This window comes from Hydrogenophaga pseudoflava, from assembly GCF_031020795.1.
GTDB lineage: Bacteria > Pseudomonadota > Gammaproteobacteria > Burkholderiales > Burkholderiaceae_C > Hydrogenophaga > Hydrogenophaga pseudoflava_A.
Genome location: NZ_JAVHJP010000006.1, coordinates 311,016 through 326,939, shown reverse-complemented (window position 1 = coordinate 326,939; position 15,924 = coordinate 311,016). Strand labels below are relative to the sequence as shown.

Below are 15,924 nucleotides of genomic sequence, written 5' to 3'. Positions count from 1 at the left end.
GCCTGGCGGCATGCGGCTCAACCCTCCCGGGGGGGCCGGGTCAACCCTGGCCAGTCGGAAAATCAGAGCGGCGGAGACTCTGCAGGGCCCTGCGCGGGCCGGGGGGGCTCAGGCGCCCGGGTCGCAGCTCCCAGGCCCCTGGTGGAACACCAGGTCGGCGACCACCTGGCCGCCCACCAGGTGCTGTTCGATGATGCGGTCCATGTGCGCGGGCGTCACGCCGTGGTACCAGGTGCCGTCGGGCTGCACACACAGAATGGGGCCACCCTTGCAGGCGGCAAAACAGCTCACGCGGCTGCGCTTGACGCGCAACGCGCCCTCGTGCAGCCCGGCCGCCTTGAACTTCTCGCCCAGGCTGTCGAACAGCGCCTGCGATGCGCCGTCCTGCGTGCAGCGGGTGCCGGTGCAGACCAGCAGGTGCCGGCGGTAGTCGCCGATGCGGGGTTTTTCCGTGCCGCTCATTGCTCGGCCTCCTCGGTCCCGGCATCGGCCGTGGTGGGTTCGTCGGGCGTCGCCAGCACCTGTTCGATGTAGTCGGCCGGCAGGCGATGGCGGCTGGCGAGTTCGGTCAGGCCCATGCCGGCGGCGTGCTCGGTGCGCAGCCCCTCGATCCAGCCCAGCAGGCCGCTGGAGAGCGAACGCCCGGCCTTCTCGCCGGCGCGGGTCTCGAAGCCCTGGTCCACGTCGTACTTGTGGGCGTAGCCGCGCGGTGTGACCATCAACCCCTCCCGCAGGAAGGTGCTGCTGTTGCCCATCAGCACGGTGCTGAGCATGCCGATGTCCTGTTCGGCCATCTGGTCCAGCGTGGTATGGACGATGTGCTGGCGGCGGCGGTAGGCGCTCTTGACGATGGCCACCGGCGTGTCCGCGCGGCGGTGGCGCAGGAACAGGCGTTGCGCCTCGACGATCTGGCGCGTGCGGCGCCCGCTCTTGGGGTTGTAGAGCGCCACCACGAAGTCGGCCGCGGCGGCCGCGTCCAGGCGCCGTGCAATCACCGGCCAGGGCGTCAGCAGGTCCGACAGCGAGATGGAGCAGAAATCGTGCGTGAGGGGCGCACCGACCAGGGCGGCGCAGGCGTTGATCGCCGAGGCCCCGGGCACGATCTCCACCGTCACGTCGTCCTCCGGCGTCCAGCCGGCCTGGAACAGCACCTCGTAGGTCGGGCCGGCCATGCCGTAGACGCCGGCATCGCCCGAGGAGATCAGCGCCACCTTCTTGCCCGCGCGGGCCGCTTCCAGCGCATGGACGGCGCGGTCCAGCTCTTCGGTCATGCCCTTGCGCACGACTTCCTTGCCGTCCAGCAGGTCGGCCACCAGCTTGATGTAGGTGACATAGCCCACGACCACATCGGCCTCGGCGATGGCGGCGCGCGCACGCGCGGTCATGTGGTCGGTGTGGCCGGGACCGATGCCCACCAGGCTGATGCAACCGCCCGTGGTCTGTCTGATCGTGGTGGCGTCAGGCACCATGGGTGGCTCCTTCGTGGTGCGGTGCGGTTACCAGGGGGTTCACCCAGCGTGCGAAGGCCCAGGCACAGGCCAGACCCAGGGACATCCAGAGACCGACAGCGACGCCGTGTGTGACCACGACGAACTGTTGTCCCAGCGGGCGCAGCACCGCCTGGGCCTCGGGTGCGAATCCCGCCAGCGGGTCGGCCTGCAGCTGCGGTGCACCCACGGCAAACGGCAGTGCCAGCAGCGCTGCCGCCACGGCCCAGCGCCAGTGGCCGCGGGCAAACGCCAGGCAGGCACAGGCTGCGCCGGCGCTGACCGCCGACAGCAGCCACCAGCGCTGGCGCGCGCCCAGCTCGGCGGCGTCCATGCCGGGGATCTCGGCGTGCAGGCCCAGCGATGGCCACAGGTGGAGACTCAGGAACCCCGCGGCCGCCACGCCCATCGCCAGCAACCAGACGGGCGTGGTCCGTTCCGGTGAGGCAGGCCCGGACCCGCGGCGCCAGACCCAGGCCGTGAGCGCCACCAGGGCCAGCAGCGCCAGTCCGAAGCCATGCAGCACGTTGGCGACCCAGGTCCAGAACGTGCGCTCGGCGCCGTCCGCGGGCGCCCATGCATCTTCGTCGTGGACATGCGCGTGCTCCTCGTTGTGCGCGTGGGCCGCAGGGGGTGCGGCCACCGCCTTCTGGTCCTCGAAGCGTTCGGCCTCGAGAAGGAGGGGGACGGCCCAGAGCTGGTGCAGCGCGGTCTGCAGGGTGCCTACGGCCAGGGCCACCGCCAGGGCGGCCCAGATCAGTCGGTGGAACAGCCTCATGGGACGTTCCTCAGTGGCACGGCTTGACCGTGACGTGGCGCACGTCGTGGGCGGCGTTGTGGGCGAGCGGGCTGTTGGCGAAGGCGACGCCATACAGCACCACCAGGGCCAGTGCTGCGGCACCGGCCAGGGCCGGCCAGGCCGTAGATGTGGTTGCGCGAGGCCGTGCGACGGATTGAACTTGGGTGCTCATGTGGTGCTCCTTAAGTGAATGAGACAGGACAGGGGGACAGGGAAACGGAAGGCAGGGTGCCCGGCGATGCGGCGCCATCGCACCAGGTCGGGTCCCACGAGTTTTCGGCGAAGAGGGCTGTGGCCGGGCGCTTCTGGCGCCAGCCCTCCTGGACGAGCATGGGCACCGGATAGAAGCGGTCAACCGGGCCGATGCACAGCAGGCCCAGTGGCACGGCGCCCGCGGGCAGCGCCAGCAGCGTGTGCAGGTCGCCGGGTTCGAACAGCGACACCCATCCGAGACCCAGGTGTTCGGCGCGCGCGGTCAGCCAGAGGTTCTGCACGGCGGCGCCCGCCGAGCACCACGCCATTTCGCTCGCCAGGGTGCGGCGACCGAACAGCGTGCCGTCGTCGGGCGCCAGCACCAGCGCCCACAGTTCGGCGCACTCGCGCACCCCTTCGACCTTCAGCGCCAGGAACTCGGCCGCGCGCGACCCCATGGCCTGGGCGGTGCGCATCCGCTCCTCGTCCACGGCGGCGGCCAGCCGGTCGCGCAACGCCGGGGCGGTGATGCGCAGCACCCGCAGGGGCTGCATCAACCCCACCGAGGGCGCTGCCAGCAACGCCGCCTGCAGACGCGCCCGCACGTCTTCGGCGACCTGCGCACCCGCGGTGAAGTGGCGCATGTCGCGCCGCACCTGCATCAGCGACTGCACCGCCTCCCGCTCGGCGGCCGTGAAACGGCGGTCGGGGTCGGCATTGGCCGTCAGTGGCGGGGTCGCCGCGCGAGGCTCCACCCGCGCCACCGACACCGTGGCGTTGCGCCCGTCGTCGCCGCGCAGCCGGTGCTTCTCCACCCACAGGGCCGAGGCCTCGGTGGTGCCGGCGGCGAGCAGGGCGGCGGCTTCGGACACCGAGGGGGTGCCGGTGTGGCGGCGCACGGTCTCCGACGGGTGGGGTACGACCACCTCGGCCAGCTGGGTGGCGGGGTAGAAGTGCAGCGGCCAGCCCGCCTGCGCGGCCAGCGCCAGCAACCCGGGTTCGTCGGCCTTGAGCGTGATGCTGCCCACGCCGGTCACCTGTCCGCGCTGAAGGCCGGCCATGGCCAGTGCTTCATCGACCGCCCGCTCCAGCGTGGACAGCGGCGTGCCGCGGTCGCAGCCAATGCCCAGGGCCACCTTCATGCCGCGGCCCCGGCGGGGGTGCTGGTGCCCATGGCCTGCGGCGGGCGGTACACCACCAGCCGTTCGTGCAGCGTCTGCCACAGCGTGTCGTCCACCGGTCGGTGGGTGATCCACAGCACCGCCTGGTAGCGACCCAGGTCGACGTCTTCCAGACGGGTGTGGCGGTGGATGTTCTGCGGCAGGGGCGTGGGCCGGGTCCACCAGTGCGGGCTGCCGGCCTCCTGCACCAGGGCCACCGGTTCTTCGTTGACCACGGCGGCGGACACCCGGGTGATGTTGATCTTGGGGGCTTCGACACGCCAGCCCAGCTCGCGGCCGAGGATGTCCACGGGGATGGTCTTGCCCACGTCGGACGCGGTGGTGAGCACCGCCGTGGCGCCCAGCAGCGCGGCCACGGTGTCCGCCATGGCGTTGGCGCCGCCCACGTGGCCCGAGAGCACGGGAATGACGAACTGGCCGGCGTCGTCCACCACCAGCACGCCGGGGTCTTCGTCCTTGCTCTTGAGGTGCGGTGCGATCAGGCGCACCACCGCGCCCAGCGAGACGAAGAAGACGATCTGGTCGAAGGCCTGGAAGAGTGGCCCGATCCGGTCCTTGAACGCGCCCTCGTAGGCCTGCACCGGGTTGGACAGGCCCTGGGTGGCGTCGGCGAACTTGGCCGCGACACAAAGCCACGCCTGCGGCAGCTGCCGCGCCAGCGTGGCCGCCTGGGCGGCGCCGTGTTTGGTGATGGCGACCAGGCAGACGCGGGGAGGGGCGGTGATGTCCGGGTTCATGGGGTGGTCTCCAGTGGTGGCGGAGTGTTCTTTTTCAGGCAGCCCTTGATGCGCTCGCCGCGCACGCGGTGGGGGTTCTTCACGATCAGCAGCGAGAGGTAGCTGACCTTGCTGCCGCGCAGCGTGAGCAGTTCGGGGCCGGACAGCCGGCGCTCGTCCAGCGCGCCCACACGCTCCACGAAGTGCGCGCCGGCCAGCAGCCCGCGCGCCTGCAGCCAGTCCAGCAGGTCCTCGATCAGCGGCTTGATCTTCATGAGCACCAGGGTGTCGAAGTCGGGCAGCAGCCGGTCCACCGCGCCCACGCCGTAGGCGGCCGGCACGATGGCCACGGTGTCGTCCTGCTCGGCGAAGGGCTCGCCGACGTCGGCGCAGGCGGCGGTGAAGGAATTGACGCCCGCGGTGACCTCCACCGGCACGCGCTCGTCGAGCGCGCGCAGGGTGCGCGCCAGGTGGCCGAAGGTGGCGTAGGTGGACGCATCGCCCTCGACCAGGAACAGCACGTCGCGCCCGGCCTGCAGCCAGGGCAGCACCGTGTGTGCGGCCTTCAGCCAGGCACGGGCCAGCTTCTCGCCGTCGTGCGTCATCGGGAACAGCAGCGGTGTGTGGGTCTCGGGCGGCACCAGGCCGGCGCGCTGCACGATGTCCAGCGCGTAGCTGGGCGTCTTGCCGCTGCGCACGGGGTAGACCCAGACCGCGTCGCGCCGCTGCAGCGCGGCCCAGGCGGTGCGGGTGATGAGGCCGGGGTCGCCCGGGCCGAGCGAGAGGCCGTGCAGCGTGCCCATGGGCGTGGCGGGTTCAGCCATGTGTGGTCTCCTCCGCCACCAGCGGCTCGGCCTGGCCGTGGCCCATGGGGCCCACCCCCGCACACACCAGCCACACCGGGTTTTCGGCCGCCATGCGGTGCATGTGCAGGATGGGGCGGCTGCGCGCGGCCTGCAGCTGCAGCACGTCCCAGTCGGCGTTCAGAGACTGCAGCGCCTGGGTGGCGGTGGCCAGGTTCTCCAGCGTCACGAAGTTCATCACCAGCCGGCCGCCGGGCCGCAGGCGCCGCAGCACCCGGCCGATCAGCCCGGCCAGCTCGCCACCCGAACCGCCGACGAACACCGCGTCCGGGTCGGGCCAGTCCTCCAGCCCCTCGGGCGCCTTGCCGTGCCGCAGCGTGTAGTTGCTGACACCGAAGGCCGCGTGGTTGCGCCGGGCGATGGCGTGGTCGGCCTCGTTCTTTTCGATGGCGAACACGTGGCCCTTCGGGCACAGACGGGCGGCCTCCAGGCCCACCGAGCCGCTGCCGGCACCGATGTCCCAGACCACGCTGTCGGCGCGCAGCTGCAGCCGCGCCAGGCTGACGGCGCGCACCTCCTGCTTGGTGATCAGGCCCTTCTCGGGCTGGCGCTGCTCGAAGGCACTGTCCGGCAGACCGAAGCGCACCGGTTGCGGCCGCGGCCGGGTGCGCCAGAGCAGCACCACGTTCAGCTCGGCAAAGCGCATGCGGGCCGCGTCGGCGGGGCTGAGTTGCGCATGCACCTGTTCGTCGGCCTGCAGCAGGTTTTCGGCCACGGCCATGTGGAAGTCGCTGCCCAGGCCTTCGGCGAGCAGCAGGCGGGCGACGCGGTCGGGGCTGTTGGCCGGGCTGGTCAGCAGCAGCAGGCGCTGCTCGGCGCGCAGGGCCTGGGCCAGGGTGTACAGGCCGTGCGAGGGCGGGGCGCCGCGCTGCCACTCGCCCGCGTCGGCGGCGTGCACGGAGACGATGCGCGCGTCCTGCCAGGCCAGGCCGACGCGGGCGCAGGCCAGTTGCAGGGTCGAGAGGTTGGGCAGGATCTCCAGCGCGTCCAGGCACAGGTGCTGGGCCAGGTAGGGCGCGATGCCGTGGCACAGCGGGTCGCCGGTGGCCAGCACCACGCAGGACTGGTGGGCCGCGCGCGCGGCGCTCACCCAGCCGGGCACGGCTTTCAGCTGGCCGGTCAGGTCGCGGGTGAGGGCGCCGGGTTTGAGTGCCGCCTGGAACAGTGCCAGCGTGCGCGCGCCGCCGATCACCACGTCGGCCGTGCGCAGGTGGGCCAGCGCGGTGGCGCTCAGGCTGGCCACGCCGTCGTCGAGCACGCCGATGACGCGGCAGCGGTTGGGATCGTGGGTGGGCAGGTCGTTCATTCGGTGTCGAAGTCGCTGTGGTGGGTGTGGCCGATGCCGGTGCGCCCGGCCGTGGCGGGGCGGGGCCGCGCCTCGGCCGGCGCCGAGCGCACGTCGGCCACCGGCTGGCCGCTGAAGTCGCACACCAGCACGCGCAGCGCAAAGGCGTGGCCGTAGCGGTCGGGCGCGGTCAGGGTGTCGATGGCGCGCTGCGCCAGCGCCTGGTGGAAGGCCGGGCCGAGGCCGCGTTCGACCATCAGCTCGGCGCCGAAGCGCGCGGTCTCGGCGGCGGCGATGGCCGCGCAGTCCTCGGCTGTGGCACCGATCTGCCGGGCGATGTCGGCGACCAGATCGGTGTCCACCACGTTGCGGTTGGCGTGGGTGATGGTCTCGCCCTGGGCGATCTTGGTGAGCTTGCCCACCATCACGCCCAGCACCACCTCGGGCAGGCCCTGGGCCACCACCTCGTCGAGCGCGTAGCGCAGGAAGTCGCCCATCTGCACGAAGCAGGCGGCGGGCAGGCCGGGCCGCTCGGCGCGCAGCGTCTGCATGGCAAAGGTCTCGGTGCGGCCGCCGGTGGTCAGCGCCACCACGCCGTGGTCCAGCGTGGCCGCCACCTGGATGCCCTGCACCACGCTGGCCCGCCAGGCGGCGGTGGAATAGGGTTTGACGATGCCGGTGGTGCCCAGGATGCTGATGCCGCCCAGGATGCCCAGCCGCGCGTTGGTGGTCTTCTTCGCCATCTCCTGGCCGCCGGGCACGCTCACGGTGACTTCCAGGCCGTGCTGTGCCAGCAGCCTTGGCGCGGCCTCGTGCAGGTTGTCGGCGATGTTCTGGCGCGGCACCGGGTTGATCGCTGGTCCGCCCACGGCCAGCCCCAGGCCGGGCAGCGTCACCGTGCCCACGCCGTCGCCGGCCAGGAAGCGGATCTCGCCCGCATGGCCGGGCAGCAGCCGCAGGTCCACCGTGAGGTGGGCGCCGTCGGTGCAGTCCGGGTCGTCGCCCGCGAACTTCACCACCATGGCGTGGGCGCGGTGCCCATCGCAGCGTCCGTCGTGCACCGCGAAGCGCACCCGCTGGCCGTTGGGCAGCAGGCTCTCCATGGCCTCGGGCACCGCACCGGTTTCCAGCCCCTGTGCGGCGGCCCTGGCGGCCGCGGCCGCACAGGCGCCGGTGGTGAAACCGGTGCGGGTGCCGCGCGGGCTGTTGCTTTCCATGCTCAGGCGCCCTTGGCGCGTTGCTGCGCCTCGGCCAGCGCCAGCAGCGCATGCAGGGCGGCGACCACCAGGGTGGAGCCGCCCTTGCGGCCGCGGATGACGATCCAGGGCACGTCGGCGATCTGCGCCATCAGGTCCTTGGACTCCGCGGCCGAGACGAAGCCCACCGGCATGCCGACCACCAGGGCCGGGCGCACGCCGTCCTCCACGATCAGCCGCACCAGTTCGATCAGGGCGGTGGGCGCGTTGCCGATGCCGACGATGGCGCCCTGCAGCAGCCCCAGGCGGTGCGCCTTGCGCATGGCCTGCACGGCGCGGGTGGTGTTTTCGGCTTGCGCCTGCGCGATCACGTCGGCGTCGCTGATGAACTGGTGCGTGGCCATGCCGAAATGGGTCAGACGAGGTCGCGACAGGCCCGAACAGATCATCTCCACGTCGGCCACCACGGGCGTGCCGCCGCGCAGCATCGCAGTCACGCCCGCACGCACCGCGTCGGGGTGGAAGTCGGTCAGGCCGTTGAACTCGAAGTCGGCGTTGGCGTGGATCATGCGGCGCACGATCGGCCACTGGCCTTTGCTGTAGCCGTGCGGGCCGGCCTCGGCGTCGATGATGGCGAAGCTGTCGTGCTCGATGGCCTGACCCGCGGCGGTGAGCTGCTCGGTGACGGTGTTGACGGTGCTCATGCAGGCTGCACCTGTGCGGTGTGCGGATGCACATGCACGGCGGTGTGCGTGTGCTCGTGCGAATGCCCATGCCCCAGGTCGTGCGCGATCTCGCGGTAGCTGCAGCCGTCGCAGGGCAGCCGGCTGTCGGGCACGCCAGCCAGCAGGTCGTGCACGCGCTGCTCCACCAGTTCGAAGATCTCCCTCTCGAAGCCGAAGTGTGTGCCGCAGGCAAAGCGGATCTGCGGGTACTGCAAGCGCAGGTGCTCGACCTGGCGGTGGATGCGCTGCATCAGCGTGCCGGTGTAAAGGTAGTAGGGCAGCACCACGATCTGGCGCAGGCCGATCAGCACCTGCCGCTGCACCACGCGCTCCAGCCGTGGCCAGGTGATGCCGGTGAAGGCGAGGTCCACCAGCTCGTGGTCGCTTTCTTCCTGCAGCCAGCGCGCCATCTTGGCCATGTCGCCGTTGGCGCCGCGGTCGGACGAGCCACGGCCCAGCAACACCACGCCGGTGGTGGTGGGGTCGGGCATGTCCAGCGTGGCCATGGCCTGGCGCAGGCGGCGGCGGAGGATGGTGAGGATGGGGTCGCAGGCGCTCAGGTGAGGGCCGTAGAGGAATTCCACGCCGGGCGCATGTTCGCGGGCGTGCTCGATGGCTTCTGGAATCTCCATCTTGGCGTGGCCGGCGGCATTCAGGATCAGCGGCAGCACCAGCACGCGGCGCGCCGACTGCGCCGCGGCCAGCAGGCCGTCGTGCAGCGAGGGCGCGGCGAATTCGATGAAGCAGACCTCGATGTGCCAGGCCGGCTGACGCGCGCGCCACTGATCGACGAAGTCGCGGATTTCCTGGTTGCCGGAGTCCTCGCGCGAGCCGTGGCCCACCAGCAGGATCGTGGTGTGGTTCATGTCGTGGCCTTCCTGAAACGGTGGGTGAAGTTCGGGTCGTAGAGCTTGGATCTGGCGAGCTCGGGCCATTGCCGCGCGCCCAGCGTGGGGCTGGCGATCACCATGGCCTGGCTGACGATGCCGGCGTCGCGGCACTGTTGTTTGATGGTGGCCAGCGTGCCGCGCACGATGCGCTCCTCGCCCGGCCAACTGGCCTTGTGCACCACCAGCATGGGCGCATCCTCGGCCCAGCCGGCGGCGCGCAGGCCGGACTCGACCTTGTGGAGCAGCGTGATGGACAGGAAGATGCACAGGGTCGTGCGGTGCGCTGCCAGCGCGGCCAGGTCCTCCCCGTCGGGCATGGGCGTGCGCCCCTCGACCCGGGTGAAGATGGTGGTCTGCGTGACCTCGGGCAGGGTGAAGCTCTCCACCGCCGCGGCCGCCGAAGCCATGGCCGATGACACGCCCGGCACCACCGCCACCGGCACACCGGCCGCATCCAGCGGCTGCACCAGTTCGATCAGCGCGCCGTAGAGGGCGGGGTCACCGGTCTGCAGGCGCACCACGGTGTCGCAACGCGCCGCGTTCGCGATCAGCCAGGCCGACATCTGCTCCAGCGTCATGTCCTTGCTGTCGGCAATCAGGCAGCCCGGCGGTGCCCAGCGGGTGGCCGCCTCGTTCACCAGCGAACCGGCGAACAGGATGGCCCCCGCGCGCGCGATCAGGTCGCGCCCCTTGACCGTGACCAGGTCCGGGTCGCCCGGACCCGCCCCCACAAACCAGACCGTTCCGTTGGCCATGCTGCGCATGAAGTGACTCCTTGGGTTCGGTGCGTTGGACACAACGCGGTTGCAAAGTCGGCAAAGACCCAGGGGAGAGGCGAGGACAGGTTCCATCGGCGAACGGACAGCCCCCGGCGAGCGCACGCGCAGGCGCTGGCACAGACTCGCAAAGCAATGCGAAGGGACGACATGAGGACACCGACAAAGACCCCTCACCGCCTTCCCCGACGGTGTTTGGGTAATGCAGCTGCGCTTGGGGCGCAGCCTCCTTGTTGGCCGGTATCCGGGCTGACAGAACGTTTCCCAAAGCCTTCCCGGTGTGACCCAGTGGCAATTTTTGAGAAATGGGGGCCCTGGCAATGCCGTGGACCACCCGTCTGCTTACCGTTGCGGGGGCAGCGCAGGTTAGGTTCGTCCGTGTGGGACTCGCCCTCCTGCTTCCCGTTGAACTGCGATGCCTGAACAGCATCGCGAGCACCAACAGCTTTTTATTCTATACGCGCCAAACGGTCCGACAGCGAACCCATTGCGATGGGCCGTCAACAGCCCTCACTGGCTGGCGAGATCGAAGATGCGCTCCATGAACACCCACTTCTCGCCCGGTGGCGTCCAGGGCGTGGGCTGCTGGTAGGTCCACATCAGCGCCTCCCAGCGCTGGATGTCGGGGTTGGCCAGCGAGGCCTCGGCCATGCCCTGAACGCTGTACACCGCCGGGTCGACCTCCATCACCATGAACAGGCGCGTGCCCAGGCGGTAGATCTCCATGCCCAGCACGCCCTGCGCGCGCAGGTGGTCGCGCACCTCGGGCCAGATGCGCTCATGGGCCTTTTCATAGTCGGCGATGCGTTGGGGATCGTCCACCAGATCGAGGGCCAGGGCGTAGCGCATGCGGGTTCCTTGAAAGAAAGCTCAGGTCAGGGCGCGGTCCAGATGGGTGTAGCCGCCGTCGACAAACACCCACTGTCCGGTGGTGTGGGAGGAGGCGTCCGAGAGCAGGAACACGCAGGTGCGCGCCATCTCCTCCGAGGTGGTCATGCGCTGGCCCAGCGGGATCTTGCGCGTGATGCTGGCGAGCTTTTCCTCGGGGCTGTCAAAGGTCTGGATCCAGCGCTGGTACAGCGGGGTCATCACCTCGGCCGGGATCAATGCGTTCACGCGCACACCGTCGTTCAGCAGCGAAGCCGCCCACTCCCGCGTCAGCGACAGCTGGGCGCCCTTGGAGGCGGTGTAGCCGCTGGTATTGCCCTGGCCGGTGAGGGCGGTCTTGGACGACACGTTCACGATGGCACCCTTCGTGGCCTTGAGGTGGGGGACGCAGTAGTGCGCCATCACGTAGTAGTGGACCAGGTTGCGCTCCAGCGAGGCCATGAAGGCTTCGCGGCCGGCGTCCAGGCCGATGCCGTCGTTCACCCCGGCGTTGTTCACCAGGCCATCGATGCGGCCGAAGCGCGCCACCGTCTGCTCCACCGCCGCGCGGCAGGCCGCGTCGTCGGACAGCTCGACCTGGACGAACAGGTGTTGCGCGGTCCTGGCCTTGAGCTGCTCCATGAACTCCGAGGACATGGGGCTCTTGCCCAGGATGACCGGGATGGCGCCTTCTTCGGCCAGGGTCAGCGAGATGGCGGCGCCGATGCCGCTGGCGCCACCGGTGACGATGACAACCTTGTCTTTCAGATGCAGGTCCATGGGATGGTGAGGGTGAAAAAGGGGTGGGGCCGTCAGGCCGTTGCCGCCGGCACGGCCAGACCGTAGCAGCGCATGGCATTGCTGCGCCAGAACGCATCCTGTTCCCAGGCGTTCAGGCGCGACTGCGCCCAGCGCTGCGCGAGCGCGTGCACGGCGGCGTAGGGCGCGGCCAGCTGGCACACGGGCCAGTCCGATCCGAACATGAGCCGCTGCGGACCGAAGGCGTCCAGCGCCTCGTCGAAGCACCACAGCGCGTGCTCGACGTCCAGCGGCGACGGGGCGGGTTGGTGGGGCCAGTCCATCTCGGTGACCAGGCCGGAGAGCTTGCACATCACATGCGGCAGGGCCGCCAGCCGCAGCAGGTTCTCGCGCCAGCATTGCCGCGCCGCCTGGTGGCCTGTTCCCCAGTCGCGCAGCGCGGGCTTGCCCACGTGGTCCAGCACCAGCCAGTGCCGGTCGTGTCGGGCGCAGAAGAGGGCGACCGCTTCCAACTGCCGCTCGAACACCAGCACCTCGTACACCAGCTGGCGGCTCTGCAGCACGCGCAGGCCCTGCTGGATCCGTGGCGCGTCGACCCAGGCGGGCACGTCGGGCTCGTCTTGCAGGATGTGGCGCAGGCCCTTGAAGGCCGCGTGATCGCCCCAGGCGTCGAGCCGGGCCTCCAGGTCGTCGGCCGCGAGATCGGCCCAGCCCACGACGCCCACCACCTCGGGGTGCTGCGCGGCGATCTGCAGCAGGAAGTCGGTCTCGGACGGATCGGTGCGAGCCTGCACCGCCAGTGCGGCGCCGATGCCGGCCTCGTGCATCGCCTGCGCGCGGTCCCCGGGCAGGCAGTCCCGGCGCAGGGCGGGCATGGCCTCGCTGATCCAGGGGAACTCCGGTGCGTTGTAGCGCCAGAAATGCTGGTGGGTGTCGATCTTCACGAGGCCACCTTCATGCAGCGCCCGGCCTGAATTCGTACTGCCTCAGGGATTCGGGTTTCATCTCGATCGAGAAGCCCGGGGCCGTGGGCGGCATGTAGGCGGCGCCGCGCACGACGCAGGGCTCCTTGAAGTGTTCGTGCAGGTGGTCCACGTACTCGATCACCCGGCCTTCGGTGGTGCCGGCGATGCACAGGTAGTCGATCATCGACAGGTGCTGCACGTACTCGCACAGGCCCACGCCACCCGCATGCGGGCACACCGGCAAGTTGTACTTGGCGGCCATCAGCATCACGGCCAGGATCTCGTTCACACCGCCCAGGCGGCACGAGTCGATCTGCACCACGTCGATGGCGCCGCGCATGATGAGCTGCTTGAAGACGATGCGGTTCTGGCACATCTCGCCGGTGGCCACCTTCATCTTGCCCAGCATCGCCTCACGGATCTGGCGGTGGCCTTCGATGTCGTCGGGGCTGGTGGGTTCTTCGATGAACCAGGGCCTGGCAAAGGCCAGTTCCTCCAGCCATGCAATGGCCTGCGGCACTTCCCACACCTGGTTGGCGTCGATCATCAGGTGCCGGTCCGGCCCCAGCACCTCGCGCGCAATGCGCAGACGGCGGATGTCGTCGGCCTTGTCACGCCCGACCTTGAGCTTGATGTGGTTGAAGCCCGCATCCACCGCTTCCTGCGCGAGGCGGCGCAGCTTCTCGTCCGAATAGCCCAGCCAGCCGGCCGAGGTGGTGTAGCAGGGGTAGCCCTCGCGCTGCAGCGTGGCCCAGCGCTCGCCCTTGCCCACGGCGCGCTCTTTGAGCAGCGCCAGCGCTTCTTCGGGCGTGATGCAGTCGGTGATGTAGCGGAAGTCGATCAGCTTGACGATTTCCTCCGGGCTCATGCGCGCCACCAGTGCCCACACCGGCACGCCTTCCTGCTTGGCCCACAGGTCCCACACGGCGTTGACCACCGCGCCCGTGGCCAGGTGGATGGCGCCCTTGTCGGGGCCGATCCACCGCAGCTGGCTGTCGGAGGTGATGTGGCGCCAGAAGCGGCCCATGTCCTCGGCCACCCAGGCCATGTCCAGGCCCACCACCAGGTGGCGCATGGCTTCGATGGCGGCGCAGCAGATCTGGTTGCCGCGCCCGATGGTGAAGGTCAGGCCGTGGCCTTCGAGCCCGGGCTGGTCGGTCTCCAGGATGACGTAGGCGGCGGAATAGTCCGGGTCCGGGTTCATCGCGTCCGAACCGTCCAGATGTTGGGACGTGGGAAAGCGCACGTCGATGACGCGCAGGGCGGTGATGGTGCTCATGTCAGGCCTGCACGGTCCTTTGGGTCTGGGTGCCCAGGCCCTCGATGCCCAGGTGCATGGTCTGTCCGGCGCGCAGGTAGACCGGCGGCTTCTGCCCCAGACCCACGCCGGGCGGGGTGCCGGTGGAGATGATGTCGCCCGGCTGCAGGCTCATGAAGCGGCTGAGGTAGCTGATCAGGAAGGCCACGCCGTAGACCATGGTGGCGGTGCTGCCGTCCTGGTAACGCTGGCCGTCCACCTCCAGCCACATGCGCAGCGCCTGCGGGTCGGGCACCTCGTCGGCGGTCACCAGCCAGGGGCCGGTGGGGCCGAAGGTGTCGCAGCCCTTGCCCTTGTCCCAGGTGCCGCTGCGGTCCAGCTGGTACTCGCGTTCGGACACGTCGTTGACCACGCAGTAGCCCGCCACATGGGACATCGCCTCGGCTTCGTCGATGTAGCGGCCGCCTTTGCCGATCACCACGCCCAGTTCCACTTCCCAGTCGGTCTTCACCGAACCGCGGGGGATCTCCACGTCGTCGTCGGGCCCCACGATGGCGCTGGTCCATTTGTTGAACACCACCGGCTCGGGCGGCACCGGCATGCCGCTCTCGGCCGCGTGGTCGGAATAGTTCAGGCCGATGCAGATGAACTTGCCCACCTGGCCCACGCAGGGGCCCAGGCGCAGGTCCTGCTGCGGTGTGCCGGCGACCAGCGGCAGGCTGTCGATGTCGAGGCCGCGCAGGCGCGCCAGGCTCTCCGGCAGCAAGGCCGCGCCCGCCACGTCGGCGATCACGCCGGAGAGGTCGCGCACGCGCCCCTGGGCGTCGAGCACGCCGGGTTTTTCCTGGCCGGGGGATCCGTAGCGCAAGAGTTTCACGATGAGTCCTTGGATACCCCCCCGCGCCGCGCCAGCGGGCGGGGAGGGGGTTGATCAGTCGTACAGAACCGCGGCGACCTTGGGGTCGTTCATGTTCGACTTGTCGTAGTAGTAGAAGCCGGTGTCGATGATCTTGGGCAGCTTCTCGCCCTTGAGCGTCTTCACCGCCGCTTCCACGGTCTTGTAGCCAATGCCCACCGGGTTCTGGGTGATGGCGCCGGCGATGGTGCCGTCGTTGATCATGTCCTTCTGCGCCTTGCCGGAGTCGAAGCCGATGATGACCAGACCGGTCTTCTTGGCTTCCTTGATGCCCTTGCCCGCGCCGATGGCACCCGGTTCGTTGGTGCCGAAGATGCCCTTGAGCTTGGGGTGGGCCTGCAGCAGGGCCTTGGCGATCTCGGCCGACTTCAGCTGGTCACCGCCGTACTGCACGTCCACCACCTTGATCTTGGGGTACTTGGCCTTGATCTGGTTGAGGAAGCCATCGCGGCGGTCCACGCCCGTGCGGCTGGTCTGGTCGTGGGCGATCACGGCCACTTCGCCTTCGCCACCGATCTTCTCGGCCATCTTGTCGGCGGCCAGGGCGGCGGCGGCCACGTTGTTCGTGGTGGCCGTGGTGACGGGGATGTCGCTGTCCACGCCGGAGTCGAACGCGATCACGGGAATCTTGGCGGCCTGGGCCTTCTTCAGCAGCGGAACGGCGGCCTTGCTGTCGAGCGCGGCAAAGCCCAGGGCGGCGGGCTTCTTGGCCATGGCGGCCGAGAGCATGTCGATCTGCTTGTCGACCTGCTGCTCGGTCTCCGGTCCTTCGAAGGTCACCTTGACCTTGTACTCCTTGGCGGCCTGGTCGGCGCCCTGTTTCACGGCCTGCCAGAACTGGTGCTGGAAGCCTTTGGACACCAGGGGGATGTAGACCTCCTGGGCCGATGCGAAGCTGGTGAAGCCGGCCAGTGCCAGACCGGCGGTCAGTGCCAGCAGTGTTCTTTTGGTGTTCATGCTTGTCTCCATCTGAAGTGGGTGGTGTTGAAGTGATTCACGGAAGGGGAAAGGGAAGGGCGGGTCAAAGTGAAAGGCTTGTGGCGTGGTGC

The 15,924-nt window shown here is 69.8% G+C and carries 18 protein-coding genes and 1 riboswitch; all 18 genes read right to left on the bottom strand.

The genetic code is table 11. The annotated features are described in order from the left end of the window. Nucleotides 1-108: 108 nt before the first annotated feature. The 18 genes from RCO38_RS19875 to RCO38_RS19790 all read right to left on the bottom strand — a co-directional run bounded on the left by RCO38_RS19875 (nt 109) and on the right by RCO38_RS19790 (nt 15,832). Entirely contained in the window at nt 109-462 is a 354-nt protein-coding gene (locus RCO38_RS19875) for a (2Fe-2S) ferredoxin domain-containing protein (RefSeq protein WP_308330170.1), read from the bottom strand. Next, nucleotides 459-1,469: a precorrin-3B C(17)-methyltransferase gene (gene cobJ, locus RCO38_RS19870; RefSeq protein WP_308330169.1), complete on the bottom strand. Its 1,011-nt coding sequence runs from the start codon at nt 1,467-1,469 to the stop codon at nt 459-461. Before cobJ ends, RCO38_RS19875 begins: the two co-directional genes overlap by 4 nt. Further along, a complete protein-coding gene (locus RCO38_RS19865; RefSeq protein ID WP_308330168.1) occupies nt 1,459-2,265 on the bottom strand; it encodes a CbtA family protein in 807 nt (268 codons plus the stop codon). The genes cobJ and RCO38_RS19865 overlap by 11 nt, the downstream gene beginning before the upstream one ends. Before the next feature lie 10 nt (nt 2,266-2,275). Then, nucleotides 2,276-2,458 carry a CbtB domain-containing protein gene (locus RCO38_RS19860; protein WP_308330167.1) on the bottom strand — a complete coding sequence of 61 codons (183 nt, stop codon included), beginning with the start codon at nt 2,456-2,458 and terminating at the stop codon, nt 2,276-2,278. Between the two features lie 10 nt (nt 2,459-2,468). After that, nucleotides 2,469-3,620: a 5,6-dimethylbenzimidazole synthase gene (gene bluB, locus RCO38_RS19855; protein WP_308330166.1), complete on the bottom strand. Its 1,152-nt coding sequence runs from the start codon at nt 3,618-3,620 to the stop codon at nt 2,469-2,471. Next, on the bottom strand, nt 3,617-4,396 hold the full coding sequence (locus RCO38_RS19850) for a cobalamin biosynthesis central domain-containing protein (protein ID WP_308330165.1): 780 nt from the start codon (nt 4,394-4,396) through the stop codon (nt 3,617-3,619). The genes bluB and RCO38_RS19850 overlap by 4 nt, the downstream gene beginning before the upstream one ends. Next, nucleotides 4,393-5,199: a precorrin-2 C(20)-methyltransferase gene (gene cobI / locus RCO38_RS19845; protein WP_308330164.1), complete on the bottom strand. Its 807-nt coding sequence runs from the start codon at nt 5,197-5,199 to the stop codon at nt 4,393-4,395. Before cobI ends, RCO38_RS19850 begins: the two co-directional genes overlap by 4 nt. Beyond that, nucleotides 5,192-6,544 (bottom strand): precorrin-6y C5,15-methyltransferase (decarboxylating) subunit CbiE, encoded by a 1,353-nt coding sequence (cbiE, locus tag RCO38_RS19840; RefSeq protein ID WP_308330163.1) that lies wholly within the window; start codon nt 6,542-6,544, stop codon nt 5,192-5,194. The genes cobI and cbiE overlap by 8 nt, the downstream gene beginning before the upstream one ends. Beyond that, entirely contained in the window at nt 6,541-7,740 is a 1,200-nt protein-coding gene (locus RCO38_RS19835; RefSeq protein WP_308330162.1) for a cobalt-precorrin-5B (C(1))-methyltransferase, read from the bottom strand. Before RCO38_RS19835 ends, cbiE begins: the two co-directional genes overlap by 4 nt. 2 nt (nt 7,741-7,742) lie before the next feature. Then, on the bottom strand, nt 7,743-8,423 hold the full coding sequence (locus RCO38_RS19830; RefSeq protein ID WP_308330161.1) for a precorrin-8X methylmutase: 681 nt from the start codon (nt 8,421-8,423) through the stop codon (nt 7,743-7,745). Further along, nucleotides 8,420-9,310 carry a sirohydrochlorin chelatase gene (locus RCO38_RS19825; protein ID WP_308330160.1) on the bottom strand — a complete coding sequence of 297 codons (891 nt, stop codon included), beginning with the start codon at nt 9,308-9,310 and terminating at the stop codon, nt 8,420-8,422. Before RCO38_RS19825 ends, RCO38_RS19830 begins: the two co-directional genes overlap by 4 nt. Beyond that, a complete protein-coding gene (gene cobM / locus RCO38_RS19820) occupies nt 9,307-10,089 on the bottom strand; it encodes a precorrin-4 C(11)-methyltransferase (RefSeq protein WP_308330230.1) in 783 nt (260 codons plus the stop codon). The genes RCO38_RS19825 and cobM overlap by 4 nt, the downstream gene beginning before the upstream one ends. Nucleotides 10,090-10,328: 239 nt before the next feature. Further along, a riboswitch (cobalamin riboswitch) is annotated at nt 10,329-10,568 on the bottom strand. Between the two features lie 52 nt (nt 10,569-10,620). Then, nucleotides 10,621-10,959 carry an L-rhamnose mutarotase gene (locus tag RCO38_RS19815; protein ID WP_308330159.1) on the bottom strand — a complete coding sequence of 113 codons (339 nt, stop codon included), beginning with the start codon at nt 10,957-10,959 and terminating at the stop codon, nt 10,621-10,623. Nucleotides 10,960-10,980: 21 nt separating this feature from the next. Further along, a complete protein-coding gene (locus RCO38_RS19810; RefSeq protein ID WP_308330158.1) occupies nt 10,981-11,757 on the bottom strand; it encodes an SDR family oxidoreductase in 777 nt (258 codons plus the stop codon). A gap of 32 nt (nt 11,758-11,789) precedes the next feature. Beyond that, nucleotides 11,790-12,680 (bottom strand): amidohydrolase family protein, encoded by an 891-nt coding sequence (locus tag RCO38_RS19805; protein WP_308330157.1) that lies wholly within the window; start codon nt 12,678-12,680, stop codon nt 11,790-11,792. A 10-nt stretch (nt 12,681-12,690) separates the two neighbouring features. Beyond that, the gene (locus tag RCO38_RS19800) at nt 12,691-13,980 is read right to left on the bottom strand and encodes an L-fuconate dehydratase (protein WP_308330156.1); all 1,290 of its coding nucleotides are present in this window, start codon (nt 13,978-13,980) and stop codon (nt 12,691-12,693) included. A 1-nt stretch (nt 13,981) separates the two neighbouring features. Next, the gene (locus RCO38_RS19795; protein WP_308330155.1) at nt 13,982-14,836 is read right to left on the bottom strand and encodes a fumarylacetoacetate hydrolase family protein; all 855 of its coding nucleotides are present in this window, start codon (nt 14,834-14,836) and stop codon (nt 13,982-13,984) included. A 54-nt stretch (nt 14,837-14,890) separates the two neighbouring features. After that, on the bottom strand, nt 14,891-15,832 hold the full coding sequence (locus RCO38_RS19790; RefSeq protein WP_308330154.1) for an ABC transporter substrate-binding protein: 942 nt from the start codon (nt 15,830-15,832) through the stop codon (nt 14,891-14,893). Nucleotides 15,833-15,924: the final 92 nt, after the last annotated feature.